We start from the raw sequence: 15,928 nt of genomic DNA, 5'->3' as shown, positions 1-15,928 counted from the left end.
TTCCTAACCCCAAGCTTCTAATTCTGTGCTCGTCTAACCAAAGTCAGTTGTCCAGTGGATGGAGCCGGATGTGAAGCACGCCCGGCAGCCTGGATGCAACATCGGATCGCACCCCCATCAACAGCCCCCATTACGTCAAGGCGCATCAGCTAGGGCGGTCTGGGCGTCGACGCGCATGCAGAAGCCCATAAAGCGGAAATCCCACGAGCGCTGTGGCTTGAGGTGCTCGGGCAGTCGAACAACGCCTGCGGGCCGGCCGCGACGATCTCTCTGGCTGGTCGGCCCAATAGGATTGGGATCAGGATGAGGGAGGCCAGGCGCAATGTGCGCACCACCGGCGCCAACGAGCTGAGCAGCGGTCACGCATCACGACGATGGTGATCCAGACTGGCTGACGCAGCCTTGCAGCTGGGTCACCTCGTCACGTGCCATTTCCAGCAGCGGGCCCGTGTCGCAATGTTCTCGCGCTCTTGTGGGGCAAATGCGGTGCAATATCGCGCGCGCCCGCCCTTGTTTTTGTTTCGAAAAGGATCAAACGAGCACGGTAGACACGCTCGATGTCGGGTTTGCAACAACAGTCCGGTTACTCGCGCGAAGGTGGCTATCTACTTTCAACTGCGCTGTTTTTTGCGCTCACGTCGCGGCTGGCACGGTCGTTGCAAAACTCTTGGCCGAGAGCCGCCGTCGCAACAGGAAACCTTTGAAGGATATCAGCATGAGTCTCGCCACGACCCAGAGCATCGCAGAAATCAAAGCCCGCAACAAAGAGCTGATTCAGGAGGTGCTGAAGGTCTATCCGGAGAAGACCGCAAAACGGCGCGCCAAGCACCTCAATGTTCACGAGGTCGGCAAGTCGGACTGCGGAGTCAAGTCCAACCTCAAATCCATCCCTGGTGTGATGACGATCCGCGGTTGCGCCTACGCGGGCTCCAAAGGTGTGGTCTGGGGACCGATCAAGGACATGATCCATATCAGCCACGGTCCGGTCGGCTGTGGACAGTACTCGTGGGGCTCGCGGCGTAACTATTACGTCGGCACGACAGGTATCGATAGTTTCGTGACCTTGCAGTTCACATCCGACTTCCAGGAAAAGGATATCGTGTTCGGCGGGGACAAGAAGCTCGTCAAAATCATTGATGAAATTCAGGAGCTGTTCCCGCTCAACAACGGCATCACCATCCAGTCGGAATGCCCAATCGGTCTGATCGGCGACGACATTGAGGCGGTCTCCAGGGCAAAATCGAAGGAATATGGCGGCAAGACCATCGTGCCGGTCCGCTGCGAGGGTTTCCGCGGCGTGTCACAGTCGCTCGGCCACCATATTGCCAACGACGCGGTGCGCGATTGGGTGTTCGACAAGGTCGCCCCCGAGAGTAAGCCGACGTTCGAGCCGACGCCCTACGATGTCGCGATCATCGGCGACTACAATATCGGCGGCGACGCCTGGTCATCTCGAATTCTGCTTGAGGAGATGGGCCTGCGCGTGATCGCGCAGTGGTCCGGTGACGGTTCCCTGGCCGAGCTCGAGGCAACTCCGAAGGCGAAGCTTAACGTGCTGCATTGCTACCGCTCGATGAACTACATCTCGCGCCACATGGAGGAGAAATTCGGTATTCCCTGGTGCGAATACAACTTCTTCGGGCCCTCCAAGATCGTGGAGTCGCTGCGCAAGATAGCCGGTTATTTTGACGACAAGATCAAGGAGGGTGCCGAGCGGGTGATTGCAAAATATCAGCCGCTGGTGGACGCGGTCATCGCTAAATATCGCCCGCGCCTGGAAGGCAAGAGCGTGATGCTGTTCGTTGGCGGACTGCGTCCGCGCCATGTGATCGGCGCCTACGAGGACCTCGGAATGGAGGTCGTCGGCACCGGCTACGAGTTCGGCCACAATGACGATTACCAGCGCACTGCCCAGCACTACGTCAAGGATGGCACGCTCATCTACGACGACGTCACGGGCTATGAGTTCGAACGCTTCGTCGAGAAGATCCAGCCTAACCTGGTCGGCTCTGGCATCAAGGAAAAATATGTCTTCCAAAAGATGGGCGTGCCGTTCCGCCAAATGCACTCCTGGGACTATTCGGGTCCGTATCATGGCTATGACGGATTTGCGATCTTCGCGCGCGACATGGACATGGCCATCAACTCACCGATCTGGAAAAAGACCAAGGCGCCGTGGAAGGAGGTCCCGAAGCCGAAGCTGTTGGCTGCCGAATAACTCAAGTGGCCGGCTCACTGCTGAGAGCCGAACCCAATACTGATCACGATTTTCGAAAGGATCCTACCAATGGCGCAGAGTGCAGAACATGTGCTCGATCATGTCGAGCTGTTCCGCGGTCCGGAATACCAGCAGATGCTGGCCAACAAGAAGAAGATGTTCGAGAATCCCCGCGATCCCGCGGAGGTAGAACGCATCAGGGAATGGGCGAAGACGCCCGAATATCGCGAAAAGAATTTTGCGCGGGAAGCGCTCACGGTAAATCCAGCCAAGGCTTGCCAGCCGCTGGGCGCGGTGTTCGCCTCGGTTGGCTTCGAGGCCACGCTGCCCTTCGTGCATGGCTCCCAAGGCTGCGTGGCCTATTACCGCAGCCATTTGTCGCGGCACTTCAAGGAGCCAAGCTCCTGCGTCTCCTCGTCGATGACGGAGGACGCTGCGGTATTCGGCGGGCTGAACAACATGATCGATGGGCTCGCCAACAGCTATAATATGTATAAGCCCAAGATGATCGCGGTCTCCACCACCTGCATGGCGGAGGTGATCGGAGACGACCTCAATGCCTTTATCAAAACGTCCAAGGAAAAAGGCTCGGTGCCAGCTGATTTCGATGTGCCGTTTGCGCACACGCCAGCCTTCGTGGGCAGCCATGTCACCGGGTACGACAATGCGCTCAAGGGCATCCTCGAGCATTTCTGGGACGGCAAGGCGGGGACAGCCGCCAAACTCGAGCGCGCGCCCAACAAGAAGATCAACCTCATCGGCGGCTTTGACGGCTATACCGTCGGCAACATCCGCGAGATCAAGCGCATCTTCGAATTGATGGGCATTCAGTACACCATTCTTGCCGATAATTCCGATGTGTTCGATACACCGACCGACGGCGAGTTCCGGATGTATGATGGCGGCACGACTTTGGAAGACGCCGCGAAAGCAGTTCACGCTAAAGCAACGATCTCGATGCAGCAGTGGTGCACGGAAAAGACGCTGCCGTTCATCGCCGATCATGGCCAGGAGGTCGTGGCCTTCAATTATCCGGTGGGCGTGTCCGCAACGGATGAGTTTCTGATGGCGCTGTCGCGCATCAGTGGCAAAGACATTCCGGAGGAACTGACTCGAGAGCGCGGCCGTTTGGTCGACGCGATGGCCGACTCTAGCGCGCATATCCACGGCAAGAAATTTGCGATCTATGGCGATCCAGATCTCTGCTATGGGTTGGCTGCCTTCCTGCTCGAGCTTGGCGCCGAGCCGATCCATGTGCTGTCCACGAACGGCAACAAGGCCTGGGAGGAGAAAATGCAGGCGTTATTTGGGAGCTCGCCGTTTGGGCAGAACTGCCATGCCTATCCGGGGCGAGACCTCTGGCATATGCGCTCGCTCCTGTTCACCGAGCCGGTCGACTTCCTGATTGGTAACACCTATGGCAAGTATCTGGAGCGCGACACCGGTACGCCGCTGATCCGGATCGGTTTCCCAATCTTCGATCGGCATCACCATCACCGCTCTCCGGTGTGGGGCTATCAGGGGGGCATGAACGTGTTGGTGAAGATTCTCGACAAGATCTTCGACGAGATCGACAAGAAGACCAACATTGCCGGCAAGACCGACTATAGCTTCGACATCATTCGTTGATGACGAACGGCGCACGCCATCGCCGGCAAACGTCGGCGATGGCCTAAGCGACACGATGGACTGATCTTCGCGAACAAGCTCGGTTGGGAGGAGAGACGGATGAGTTCGCTATCGGCCACGATCCAGAAGATCTTCAACGAGCCGGGCTGCGCCAAGAACGCCAACAAATCGGATGCCGAGCGCAATAGGGGCTGCACCAAGCAGCTGCAGCCGGGCGGCGCCGCAGGCGGCTGCGCCTTCGACGGCGCCAAAATTGCGCTGCAGCCTTTTACCGACGTCGCCCATCTCGTGCACGGTCCGATCGCCTGTGAGGGTAATTCCTGGGATAACCGCGGTGCGGCTTCGTCTGGCGCCAGCATCTGGCGCACCGGACTCACCACTGACATGAACGAAACCGATATAGTATTTGGGGGCGAGAAGCGTCTCTACAAAGCAATCAAAGAGATCATCAACAAGTACAACCCGCCGGCCATTTTCGTCTATCAGACCTGCGTTCCCGCCATGATCGGCGACGACATAAATGCGGTTTGCAAGGCGGCTTCGCAAAAGCTCGGCAAGCCGGTCATTCCCGTAAATTCACCGGGCTTCGTCGGCTCCAAGAACCTCGGCAACAAGCTCGCCGGCGAGGCCTTGCTCGAGCATGTCATCGGCACGCAAGAGCCGGACTACACCACGCCCTATGACATCAACCTGATTGGCGAATACAACCTCTCCGGCGAGCTTTGGCAGGTCAAGCCGCTGCTTGACGAGCTCGGCATCCGCATCCTCTCCTGCATCTCGGGGGACGGCAAATATCGCGAAGTCGCCTCTTCGCACCGGGCGCGCGCTGCCATGATGGTATGCTCGAAAGCGATGATCAGTGTCGCGCGCAAGATGGAGGAGCGTTACGGCATCCCGTTTTTCGAAGGGTCGTTCTATGGCATCCAGGATTCCAGCGATTCGCTGCGCCAGATTGCCCGGCTGTTGGTCGAGCGTGGGGCGCCTTCCGAACTGATCGAGCGCACCGAGGCGGTGATCGCGCGCGAGGAGGCGGGCGCCTGGGCCGCGATCGAACCGTACAAGCCCCGCTTTGCCGGCAAGAGGGCACTTCTGATCACCGGCGGCGTCAAGTCCTGGTCCGTGGTGGCGGCGCTGCAGGAGGCAGGGCTCGAGCTGGTCGGCACCAGCGTCAAGAAATCGACCAAGCAGGACAAGGAGCGCATCAAGGAGCTGATGGGGCAGGATGCCCACATGATCGAGGACATGACGCCGCGCGAGATATACAAAATGCTGAAGGACGCGAAAGCGGATATCATGCTCTCGGGTGGCAAATCGCAGTTCGTTGCGCTGAAAGCGGCGATGCCCTGGCTCGACATCAACCAGGAGCGCTGCCACGCCTATATGGGGTACGTCGGTATGGTGAAGCTGGTCGAGGAGATCGACAAGGCGCTGTTCAACCCGATGTGGGAGCAGCTGCGTCGACCAGTGCCGTGGGAGGAGGTGGCCAAGAATCGGCAGACCAAGGGGATGGCTCAGATGGACGCGCAGGCCGCCGAGGTCGCCGCCGATCCGGAAACGACCCGGCGCGCGAAAAAGGTCTGCTTCTGCAAGGAAGTCGATCTCGGCACCCTCGAGGATGCAATCCGCTCGCATGGCCTGACCAGCGTCGAGGCAGTCAGACAGCACACAGACGCGTTCGGTGGCTGCTGCAAGAGGCGTATCGAGGACATCCTGGCGAAAATGCCGGTGTCCTCACCGCCTGCCATGCTGCAGGCCGCGGAATAGGACGGCGTCATGGCCATCGTCACCACGCCGAAGAAGGCCTGCGCGGTCAACCCGCTGAAGATGAGTCAGCCGATTGGCGGCGCATTCGCCTTCATGGGCCTGCGTGGGGCGATGCCGCTTCTGCACGGCTCGCAAGGGTGCACATCCTTCGGGCTCACGCTGTTCGTGCGGCATTTCAAGGAGGCGGTGCCGCTGCAGACGACTGCGATGAGCGAGGTGGCGACCGTGCTCGGCGGTTATGAAAATGTCGAGCAGGCTATCCTCAACATATACAATCGTACCAAGCCGGAGATCATCGGGATCTGCTCGACCGGAGTGACCGAAACCAATGGCGATGACGTCGATGGCTACATCAAGCTGATCCGCGAGCAGCATCCGCAGCTCGCCAAATTTCCTCTAGTCTTTGTCTCGACGCCCGATTTCAAGGATGCCTTCCAGGACGGGTGGGAGAAGACGGTGGCATGCATGGTCGAGGTACTGGTGGAGGCGCCGGCGGTCGGGGCGGAGCGTGATCCCGCGCGGGTGAATGTCCTCCCCGGATGTCACCTGACGCCGGGTGACCTCGACGAACTCAGGACGATCCTGGAGGATTTCGGCCTGAAGCCATCCTTCCTGCCTGATCTCGCGGGATCTCTGGACGGGCAGATCCCGGACGAGTTTACGCCAACGACCATTGGTGGCATCGGGGTTGACGAAGTAGCGGGCATGGGCCGGTCCAGCTGGACCATTGCCATCGGTGCGCAGATGCGGCGCGCGGCACAAGCTATGCAGGCCAAGACTGGGGTGCCGTTTCGCCTGTTCGAGCGGCTGTGCGGCCTCATCCCCAACGATGAATTCATCGCTTTCCTGAGCGACATCAGTGGCCGCCCTGTGCCAGAAAAATATCGGCGCCAGCGCGGCCAGCTCAGCGATGCGATGCTGGACGCCCATTTCCATGTCGGCGGCCGCAAGCTCGCGATTGGTGCCGAGCCTGACCTCCTGTTCGACCTGTCTAGCATGCTTCACGAGATGGGCGCGCAGGTGACGGCAGCCGTGACGACCACGCAGTCGCCGGTGCTGGAGCGGATCGGAACCAACGAGGTGCTGATCGGCGATCTCGAGGATCTGGAAGAGCTTGCTAGGACGAGGAATTGCAACCTGCTGATTACGCATTCGCATGGCCGCCAAGCGGCGGCGCGGCTGAAGATTCCGTTTTATCGCGCGGGATTTCCGATGTTCGATCGAATCGGCGCGGGACACCAGCTATCCGTCGGCTATCGCGGCACGCGCGATGTGATCTTCGATATCGCCAATCTCGTGATCGCCGACCGCGAGGAAAATCATCAGCCTACGCCCGATAGCTGGCAGACCTCGAGACGGTCCTTAAAGCCCGGCCGCCGCAGCTTCGTTGACGCAACAGAGGGGTCGATTGCATGAAGGTCGCATTCGCTACCCAAGACTTGAGGCGCGTCGATGCGCATTTCGGCTGGGCCAAGTACATCTCGATCTATGATGTTGGGCCGGGCGGGCACGTATTTCTGAAGGCAGTTCAGTTCGACGGCGATCTCAAGGAAGACGGCAACGAGGACAAGCTCGCGCCCAAGATCGAGGCAATCAAGGATTGCGCCATCCTCTATGTCGCGGCCATCGGCGGCTCCGGTGCCGCGCGGGTAGTGGCGAACAATATACATCCGATCAAGGTAAACAAGCCCGAGAACATCCTGGTGCTGGTCGAGAAGCTTCAGCACGTGCTGAAGGGTACGCCGCCACCCTGGCTGCGCAAGGCGCTGGCAAAGGACCAGGAGCGCACGCTCGATTTCGAAGAATGAGGACGACATGACTGAAGCCGCGGATATCGTGCAAACCGATCGCGCGCTCGATGCGCCATTCGTGAGAGAACTGATCAAGATCTGGCGCGCCCAGGACGTCCACGGCGCGTGGGACGGCAAGAGCGATCTCGATCTGCTCGAACCGTATATTCTGGACAAGGAGAAACGGCGGGCGCTGCCGATCGTCGGCGATCCCGATCCGGATACGGTCTGGCGGCTGGAGCTGTTCTTCAATGCAGTCGCGCTCTCGATCGAGAAGGCGACGGGTGTGATGATCCAGCCGATGCTGAAGATGCACCATGAAGGCTTTGGCCGCATCGTGCTGATCGGCGGCCGGCTGATCGTGGTGAACAAGCAGCTGCGCGATGTGCATCGCTTTGGCTTTGACAATCTCGCAAAGCTCGCCGCCGAGGGTGGCAAATACGTTGAAGGCGGCATCGAGATGACCCGGAAATTTCCTGACGTGGCGAACTATTGAGGGCAGCTCATGAGCGAACTTGAAATGCTGAAAGAAGAAATAAGAAAGCTGTCGGTGAAGGCGACCAAGGCCAAGATGGATCTGCACGATTTGTCCGAGGAACTTCCCGCCAACTGGACCTCGATCTTGGCGGTGGCGCAGAAGGCGCACGATGCCTTTGCCGAACTGGAGCGCAAGCGCGAGGATCTCAAGGCGCTAGAAAAGGCCTAAAGGGTATCCGATCATGCCATTTGCAACGCGCGACGGCCGCGACTGGACGCCGAACTACCTGATTTCGATTGATCCCAAGAAGTGCATCGGTTGTGGCCGCTGTTTCAAGGTCTGCGGTCGCGACGTCATGACGTTGAAGGGGATCAATGAGGAGGGCGATCTTGTCGATCTCGACGATGACGAAGACGATGAGATCGAAAAAAAGATTATGGTGATGAATGACCAGGGCGCTTGTATCGGCTGCGGCGCCTGCGCCCGGGTTTGTCCGACCAACTGCCAGACCCACCAGCCCGCCGCAACGGAATCCGCTTGACAGCGCCTCTGTCCGCCTTTCCCGCAAGCGGGAGTTGGACGGCGAAGCCTCGGCTGAAGGCTCTCCATGTGCTGCGCTCGGGGATAGAGCCCTTGGCGCCGATCCATTCCCGCCAGCTTGCGGGTGCCGAGCCGACCCCAGGGTAGAATCATGCCCTCGTCGCCCGCAGGTATCGAAATTCGTCATCCCGATCACTATGTGGATATCCCATTCACACAAGTCGATGGTGACCTTATGATTGGTCTATTCGGTGAATTGCCGTACGAATAGCTTAGATTGTCGCGAGCCCGTGGGAGGCTGTCTTTCTTCTTCCTCTTTGACATTCCGCCGGAATTTCCTCGCAGAGGGTTGTATGCGCGGGCAGCGCGGGTAGATTATTTGAGTGCGACACTGCACCGCCGAGCATCCTTTGAGTTTGATTGCATCGATGCGGATTTTGTCGACGGCGTTGGGTCGCACCTTTTGGACGCATTTCGCGTCGAACAGACGAAGCCGTTCGCACTTCTACGTGTGGTGACAACTCCCATTCGATTTGGCGACTTCGCGGGCGATACGCCGACGCCAGGAGACTGGTTCTATCTCGAGATTGCGCCCAACGGCTCCGGTCCGCCAGCCTGGCACGCTCAACTTGGGGGCAATGGCTACTCGAACCACGCACGCGGCGTCTTAACTTACGCGCGACGGCTAGCGTCCCCGGAAGACACCCCAGGCCCGAAATCAAGGCCCCAGACTCTTGGCGCCGCTGTTGCCCCGCGACTAGTGTTGCCGAGTTCGCTCGTCGCAGCATGTGCGGCACTGCCAAGGCCGACAAAACGTTCTGCAATATCTTCGGTCCTTGCAAGCATTCCGCAGGCGGTATCCGTCTTGGTGAGGGATGTTGGCCAGGCCAACTTCATCTCACTTCGCGACGACTGCGGCCGTGCTATTCTGCACTTTGATGTTGGATTTCCGATCTCCTTCAACGCCCATACGTTTCCTCCCGACTTTGACATCGACCGGAACGAGAAGCCACCAATCATCCTGTCTCACTGGGACTGGGATCACCTTCACGGCGCCCTTCACCTCCCGCATTTACTTGACTGCCTCTGGATTGTTCCTGATCAGCGATTAGGTCCTGGCGCTGCTCGCCTGGCAAGAATACTTGCGGACAAGGGTAATCTGCTCGTCCGACCGGCCAACGCCAGACGCCGTTTTAGGTTCGGGGAGTTGGTGAAAAAGCCAAGGGCTCTCCAGCGATATGAACAACAGCGGCCTAACACTTTTGGTCATGCTCATCAGCGGGCGATCGGCTTTGCTAACGGGCGACGCAGATTATTCGCGCCTCATGCATGCCAAGGCTAAGAGCGTGGATCACCTCGTTGCCACACATCATGGCGCCCGCTTCACTGCTGGCGTGACGTCGGTGCCAATGCCGAACAACAAGGACAGTGCGTTCGTGATTTCTTACGGATATCGTAACGTCTATCGTCACCCCCATCCGGAGGCTCTCCGAAAGCATGCGAGTGCGGGCTGGACAAAGTATGTGACTACCGCGGGACGAAAGAGTATCGCCGCCCGCGGAGATCGCAGCATCACTTGAAATCGGGATGAGCTTGTCTTGAAAATCCGAAGCGTTCCGATGCTCAATATTTCTCGTCACTTATTAGCACGGTAAGATGGCGCAATTCGTTCGCCATGCTCCGAGCGCGAGCCACATGGGACTTTAATGAGACGATGCTCGAAGTCTTCGGGTCCGCACAGGCCCCTCTTGCAGTGACGGCGACTTGGCAAAGTGTCCATGCGCTATCGATGGCCATGTCGAGCAGGTTTCTGTCGACGTGGGCATCGTGGCTCGGCCGCTTTCGAACTTCGCCGTGCCAAGCAGGGTTTCGAATGAAGGTTGGCATAGTTGGTGAGGCAAGCATTGCGCCGTGCACGACCGCATGCCGGTAGTCCATCAAATCAAGCGCTGCGAGTGAAGCCATCTGAAGGATTTGTTGTGCGGGAACAGGAAACCGTGACCATGGTTTGCCAAGTTCCCTAATCCAGTCGCTAACGGACGTCTTATCGGTCCACGGACGAATACCCGCGACCTCATCAGCGCGCAGCGCCCAAATCGTGGTTTCGAGATTGGACTCAAACTGGCCCCACACCAAAGTGAGAGCGCCGATCCGCTGCAATACATCCTCGGGGAAGCCCCAGTTTGCCACTCTCGCGAGAATCGCTTGTGATCGCTCGGTGTGCTTCGGCAGCTTCATTGGAGGAATTTCCATTCGCATTGATGGATCAAATGTCAAACAATCGGAGGTGAAAAGCGATGAACTCTGCTCCGCAATTCCAGCCGTCAGCCGCGTGTCGGCCATTGGCCTGGAGTTGATTTGATCAGGTCGAGTCTGCCATTGGCGTTAATCTCAATTGGTTTATGCCAGACATGGGGTAACGATTCGCCTTCAAGCGAAAGGAGCGTGCCTTCACGGTGGTTTTCCGGTTTGAGTGTAGTCAGAAACATGCAGACCGGTGCGAGGATAGGTTTCGGCGCGTCGTCAAACCGGATTTGCACCTTAACCTCGAGCAAGCCGTGGCGATTTGAGAAGCCGGCCAGCAACTCGCCACGTGTGTCGTTGTCGAACTGGATGACAGAACCGTGCATGCAGGTGATTGCATATAAGGTAATGAACACCTTGGCGCTGGCGAGTGAGGCAATGTCAGCGTCGGCAATGATGCCGTTCTTACGCGACACCTCGCAGAATTCATCGAATAACTGGTTATCGTTAAATGCCGGCTTCCAGATGAAGCGATTGCCAAGAAAGAGAATGACTTTCAATTCCTCGTCGCTGATCGTTTCTCCGCGCTCGAATTTGGCAAGGCCACTCTCCAGTTTGCGCTTAACGGCAGGACGCCGCAGACCACAGCCGTTCTTGAGTTGCTGATCCGACGCGAGGCGGAAGTTCGCTTGCGCAGCTCGGACAATGTCGCATTTCGACGTGTTCTTGTTGCGGAAGCCGAGGCTCCAAACGCTCACGCTCGTAAGGACATCGCGGGCGACTTGCGTGACGAGGCCTTTCTGGCACTCTGCTCGATGTGCCGCGAAATCCCCAATTTCACGGAAGCTCTGCTTTCCGTAATGCCGATCGCGCTGACCAAGGAAGAGCCGGTCGAGATCTTCGACACGGTTCTGTCCTGCCACTAAGCGCCCGGCGCGCTGGCGAAGATCGTCATCAATCATAAGAACACGATGCCGCGTCGCTCTTGCAAACGACAGTTGTAATTGAGTAGGTCCTGTATCATTCCACAATGCCTAGCCCGGTCGCGGAATGCCCAGCAGCACGCTCGCGTCATTGCGACCCAGGCCAAGAATAGCATTTTACCTGGTCCTCGTAAGAACTGGTGCATTCGCCCGTCGCCTTCGATCATGGTTAGCTCCTTTATGGGACGCCCCCGATCAAGCCGCCGCTTGCCGTGCCACGCAACGCGTCGACGCACCGTGATCGCCGACCGGACGCCAAACTTGCGGGCCTCATAGCTTGCCGCAGCCACAACGCCGCGCACCCGCGAGCCGCCGACAGCGACTGGCTTGCCGCGGAGTTCTGGATTGTCGCGCTGCTCGACCGACGCGTAGAAGGCGTCCATGTGGACGTGGATGGTTTTGCGCTGACGGGGCGAGGGCTCTGCCTGGTCGTCGCCCTCGTCCGTCACGTTGTCTGCCCGGCCGGGTCTTCCTTGATGCCGGGGCGACGATCCGCAGCGACCCGTCCGGAAGGGGCCGCTGCAGCTTCAAGGCCTCGTCTGGAGGAGCCGTCATCCAGGTCTCGACTTCGTGTGGCTTAGTGAGGTCACCGGCATCGCCTTTGGACGGCGCCACTTTCGGCGTTCGGCTCCGTCGTGAGGAACGCGTAGAGGTCATTGGTCGTCTCACCTTCCTTGGCCTTCCGAACGGACGTCCAGTTGGTCCAGATGCCGGCGAAGCAGGCGAGGGGACGTGTCTCATCGAGTGCGAACCAGATATCACCTCCTTCAGCCTTGTTGAACTCGCTGAACGAGTTGAGCGGCACCACGCAGCGGTTTTCAGCTTCCAGCCATCTCGTCCAGTGCTTGCTCTTCACATTGCGGATGTTGGTCGTGCCGCCATCCGGCTCCATCCGCAGCAGTTCCTTGAAATCGGCCGGCTTGCCCCTGGCCTGAAGCTTTTCGGCCCGCTTCTTCGTGGCATCCATCAGCGCCTTTGACGACGATGGCATTCCCCACCGCGCCGTAGCGAGCTCGCGGCCCTCGGCCCCGTTGCGCAGGATCGGTGCATTGTAATCGGGAAAAACCCCGGCATCGGCGCCAGATTGCCAACGTATCGGTTCACGACGCTGCGTTATGATAGTGAGCGGTTGGTAGGATTGCCTCGACTTGAAAATGGTAGGCCTCGAAGATGCGCTACCGTGATCGGCCATACGACGCCGATGCACGTTCGTACAGCGATAGCTTGGAATTCGCTTTGGATGGAATGCCGATCACACGCTTATGTAATACACTTCATCTCGGTCCTTGCATGTTACGACTACACTGGTGGTACCCCGTAGAAGAGGGTGAGTTCTCGCTAGCTCCTCTGCCAAGCGCTCGGCCGCACGGAAGGCTTGCACCTCGTTTTCGAATGCCAACCCGCAGGGGTCGTCGACATTCCGCTTTCCTGCGAGATTGAAATAAAAACGAAGCATTGCTCGCCGGCCTTGTTACACGTGAGAAAGAAAACAGATTTTCATAAACGAGATGCGGTGATCGCATGTCACCCATAACGAAGTGTGCGCTTCCGGCTACCTAGCTCGAGGCTACTACGGGGCGTCAGACGATGAGCAGAGTGGGCGCCAATCACTTAGACGGCGCAATCTCGGCGGCATTGTAGCTCATGGGTTTATCCTTGGTTGTTTTCGCCTACCGCAAATGAAGAAAAGGCACAATGCCGCTGGAGAAAAAACAAATCAGATAATTGGTACGCTTCGGACGAAAGTGAAGCGTGCCGACTACAGCAACGACTTAAACGCGCGTTCCGTACAGTACGTACAAGCTTAACGATCAGGAAGGCTCTCAAGAGGTCCAATAAAGGCCGAAGCTTCGTTCTCGCGAAGGGGTGGCTCCTTCGCAGAACCAGAATCGGACGATGCTCACGACGACTCGGTCGGAGAGGAATTCTCAATAGATATGACGGACGGTAGGGATCGCCCTGAATCATCAGTGACGACAGACGAACAGCGCGAGCTGGAGTGCTGCAAGCAGGAGATTGCGCATCTCAAGCAGTTGGTTGTGCGGCTTTCGGAGATTGTTATGCGCAACGTCGTACGGCGCACCGAGGAGGCATGGTATGTCAGCGTTCCATTGCTTTCCTCTCCATAGCGCGGATTTTTAACAGGGACAACGCTGTCAGCGCGAACTCCCGCATGGGCATCTATGCTGAGACGTTGTTTCGGCGCAGCAAGCGCGATAAGCAGGAAAGAATCTGGCTGCAGTACAGCCTGATGCGGCTTGGCAGCGAACTAAGGCAATCCGAGCATTGGTCCAGCGCAGCGGGCCGGTCGGTCCTGCATGGAAACGATGCGGCTGAAGCCGTCGCCAAACTGGTGTAACTCCGTCTGGGATAGCAAATTGAGCTTGCTCAAAGCCGCAACCAGCGCATTTGGCGCTGTGCATCAAGCGGCTAGCGCCTCACATGCTCACCCAGAGGGCATGATGCGGCCCCAGCGTCATCTCGGCGGATCTCAGAACGTCGTATTGAGCCTTTGAATTGTGTAGCAAGAGTGGTCCGCCTCTCTATGCAGGGCCGCGCTGGAATTATTCGAGAGAGCTCAGAGGCAGCGCGAAATCATGGGCTGGAGGAAGCGGAAAGAGGAGCTGGAAACCGCTGCGCGGCGGACACTTGAAAGGCGGTTTTAGATTCCGCGTAACTAGCTCACTTGAATTCAGGAGCGCGCGATCCGTATTATCTTCCTCACTACAGGGATGAGGGAGATCTCAAAATGTTCGATGCCGCTACCACCGAGCTTCTACGCGCGGTCCTCGACGAGATCTGTGAGAAAGTTTCCCGGGACGAGACCGGCACCCGCGCGCATGTCGCCTCTAAGCTTCTGGAAGCCGCCCCCAGAGGTGAGACGAGGCCCCGACCGCCTCAAACAGATCGGTCGCGAAGCGCCGACCATATGGCGGTCGGCGCGGACAACATGATTTTGTCACTCAAGTGAATTTCCAGGTCACAGTCCTGAAGATCCTTGTGAGCTATCCGGACGGGTTCGCAGCCGTGGCGGAGCTCAAGCGCGACATGGCCATCTTAGCTACGAGCGGTCGGGACTGGGCCGAGCGCACCAAGGGATTGGCCGCCCGTGTGCCGCACCTCGACATCTTTTCGCAGAAACTCATTGAGCGCATGAACGGTGGCTGGCGCATCACCGAAGAGGGACGTGCCCTGCTCAAATTCATGGAAGCGCGCCCGATCGAGGCCGGGCTACCGGGAGAGAGGGAGGTGGCGGCTCCCGAGCAATCGCAGCGAATGATACCTCGGTTGTTTGCTGTCGAAGCTGGCCGGCGGCCATAAGAGTCCCAGCAGCAACAGCACGTGGCCGGCAAGCGAAAACGTCCCACCAGGCCTTAGCCCTCGCGCTCTTCACCCGCCGTTTGCGTTGCGAGCGGACGTCGTCTTGGGGGGCGTTTTGCCGAGTCGCCTCCAAAAAGATCAACGCATAGTGCGACAGCGGCTCAACGCGCTGCCCTGTCGAGCCCGGCCGTTTGAAATAGCCGCCATCCCTGCCGGTCTCCACCTTCGGCAGGCGGTTTGAATCCCCAGACGATTGAGGAATTCCGATCGATTCACACAGGTTGGCGAATGCTCTGTATCAAACGTAAACCAGGCCGATGTCGAGCGCGGCCGACGAATGCGTGATCCGCCGGCCGAGATCAGGTCGACGCCGGTTACGGCGATGGCAGGCGCGATGGCGGCGGCGATGCGACCGGAGGCTTCGATGATCGCCTTGCCGCGCACCATGGTTACGGCCTGCTCGATATCCTCGACCGTCATGTTGTCGAGCAGCACCGCATCGACGCCGAGCGCCAGTGCGCCGCAAGCTGGGCCAGGCTGTCGACCTCGACTTCGATCTTGACGAGATGCCGACACGAGCCTTTTGCGCGCTCGATTGCAGCCTGGATACTACCGGCAAACGCAATGTGGTTGTCCTTGATCAGGACAGCGTCGTCGAGGCCAAAACGGTGATTGCTGCCGCCGCCGGCGCGCATCGCATATTTTTGCAACGCGCGCAGCCCGGGCATGGTCTTGCGCGTGCAGACGATCTGCGCACGCGTTCCTTGCACCGCCGAAATAAGCGAAGCGGTCGCCGTTGCGACCCCGCTCAGATGGCAGAGGAAGTTGAGCGCGGTGCGCTCGCCGGTTAAAAGCGCGCGGGCAGGGCCGTTAATGATGGCGATGGTATCGCCCGCCGAGACGGCGCTGCCGTCGGGCCGCTCAGTCTCCATAAGGACCGTCGGCGAGACCAGCAAGCCAA

13 protein-coding genes and 4 pseudogenes are annotated in these 15,928 nt (G+C 58.7%); 11 read left to right on the top strand and 6 right to left on the bottom strand.

What is annotated here, in order from left to right:
- The first annotated feature begins 715 nt into the window (after positions 1-715).
- From nifD to fdxB, 8 genes are all read left to right on the top strand, one after another.
- The gene (gene nifD / locus LMTR3_RS32870; protein WP_065749335.1) at positions 716-2,218 is read left to right on the top strand and encodes a nitrogenase molybdenum-iron protein alpha chain; all 1,503 of its coding nucleotides are present in this window, start codon (positions 716-718) and stop codon (positions 2,216-2,218) included.
- A 69-nt stretch (positions 2,219-2,287) separates the two neighbouring features.
- Positions 2,288-3,847 carry a nitrogenase molybdenum-iron protein subunit beta gene (nifK, locus tag LMTR3_RS32865; protein ID WP_065749110.1) on the top strand — a complete coding sequence of 520 codons (1,560 nt, stop codon included), beginning with the start codon at positions 2,288-2,290 and terminating at the stop codon, positions 3,845-3,847.
- A gap of 99 nt (positions 3,848-3,946) precedes the next feature.
- Entirely contained in the window at positions 3,947-5,611 is a 1,665-nt protein-coding gene (gene nifE, locus LMTR3_RS32860) for a nitrogenase iron-molybdenum cofactor biosynthesis protein NifE (RefSeq protein ID WP_065749109.1), read from the top strand.
- A gap of 9 nt (positions 5,612-5,620) precedes the next feature.
- The gene (gene nifN, locus LMTR3_RS32855) at positions 5,621-7,027 is read left to right on the top strand and encodes a nitrogenase iron-molybdenum cofactor biosynthesis protein NifN (RefSeq protein ID WP_065749108.1); all 1,407 of its coding nucleotides are present in this window, start codon (positions 5,621-5,623) and stop codon (positions 7,025-7,027) included.
- Positions 7,024-7,419 (top strand): nitrogen fixation protein NifX, encoded by a 396-nt coding sequence (gene nifX, locus LMTR3_RS32850; RefSeq protein ID WP_065749107.1) that lies wholly within the window; start codon positions 7,024-7,026, stop codon positions 7,417-7,419. Before nifN ends, nifX begins: the two co-directional genes overlap by 4 nt.
- A 7-nt stretch (positions 7,420-7,426) precedes the next feature.
- Positions 7,427-7,897 (top strand): NifX-associated nitrogen fixation protein, encoded by a 471-nt coding sequence (locus LMTR3_RS32845; RefSeq protein ID WP_065749106.1) that lies wholly within the window; start codon positions 7,427-7,429, stop codon positions 7,895-7,897.
- 9 nt (positions 7,898-7,906) lie between these two features.
- Positions 7,907-8,107, top strand: coding sequence for a CCE_0567 family metalloprotein (locus tag LMTR3_RS32840; RefSeq protein WP_065749105.1), 201 nt, complete (start codon positions 7,907-7,909; stop codon positions 8,105-8,107).
- A gap of 13 nt (positions 8,108-8,120) precedes the next feature.
- Positions 8,121-8,420: a ferredoxin III, nif-specific gene (gene fdxB, locus LMTR3_RS32835; protein WP_065749104.1), complete on the top strand. Its 300-nt coding sequence runs from the start codon at positions 8,121-8,123 to the stop codon at positions 8,418-8,420.
- A gap of 1,622 nt (positions 8,421-10,042) precedes the next feature.
- On the opposite strand, the gene LMTR3_RS32830 is transcribed toward fdxB, so the two are convergent.
- From LMTR3_RS32830 to LMTR3_RS40455, 5 genes and pseudogenes are all read right to left on the bottom strand, one after another.
- Positions 10,043-10,657 (bottom strand): hypothetical protein, encoded by a 615-nt coding sequence (locus tag LMTR3_RS32830; protein ID WP_065749103.1) that lies wholly within the window; start codon positions 10,655-10,657, stop codon positions 10,043-10,045.
- 86 nt (positions 10,658-10,743) lie between these two features.
- Complete coding sequence (locus LMTR3_RS32825; protein WP_141686922.1) at positions 10,744-11,625, bottom strand: hypothetical protein; 882 nt, start codon at positions 11,623-11,625, stop codon at positions 10,744-10,746.
- Between the two features lie 245 nt (positions 11,626-11,870).
- Positions 11,871-12,095 (bottom strand): annotated as a pseudogene (locus LMTR3_RS37095) (Y-family DNA polymerase); the annotation flags it as partial.
- A pseudogene (locus LMTR3_RS32815) lies at positions 12,092-12,750 on the bottom strand (SOS response-associated peptidase family protein). The pseudogenes LMTR3_RS37095 and LMTR3_RS32815, both read right to left, overlap by 4 nt.
- A gap of 148 nt (positions 12,751-12,898) precedes the next feature.
- Positions 12,899-13,102 carry a DUF6894 family protein gene (locus tag LMTR3_RS40455; protein WP_035727945.1) on the bottom strand — a complete coding sequence of 68 codons (204 nt, stop codon included), beginning with the start codon at positions 13,100-13,102 and terminating at the stop codon, positions 12,899-12,901.
- Between the two features lie 636 nt (positions 13,103-13,738).
- Here LMTR3_RS40455 and LMTR3_RS32805 point away from each other — a divergent pair.
- The 3 genes and pseudogenes from LMTR3_RS32805 (at position 13,739) to LMTR3_RS32795 (ending at position 14,967) form a co-directional block, all read left to right on the top strand.
- A complete protein-coding gene (locus LMTR3_RS32805) occupies positions 13,739-14,005 on the top strand; it encodes a hypothetical protein (RefSeq protein WP_141686921.1) in 267 nt (88 codons plus the stop codon).
- Between the two features lie 390 nt (positions 14,006-14,395).
- Positions 14,396-14,600, top strand: a pseudogene (locus LMTR3_RS32800) (hypothetical protein).
- A gap of 13 nt (positions 14,601-14,613) precedes the next feature.
- A complete protein-coding gene (locus LMTR3_RS32795; protein ID WP_065749098.1) occupies positions 14,614-14,967 on the top strand; it encodes a hypothetical protein in 354 nt (117 codons plus the stop codon).
- 298 nt (positions 14,968-15,265) lie between these two features.
- Here the strand turns inward: LMTR3_RS32795 and nadC are convergent.
- A pseudogene (gene nadC / locus LMTR3_RS32790) lies at positions 15,266-15,917 on the bottom strand (carboxylating nicotinate-nucleotide diphosphorylase); the annotation flags it as partial.
- Positions 15,918-15,928 lie beyond the last annotated feature (11 nt).

The organism is Bradyrhizobium sp. LMTR 3, assembly GCF_001693485.1.
Lineage (GTDB): Bacteria > Pseudomonadota > Alphaproteobacteria > Rhizobiales > Xanthobacteraceae > Bradyrhizobium.
Note: the sequence above shows the minus strand (reverse complement) of the source record. Positions and strands in the feature narration are given on the sequence as shown.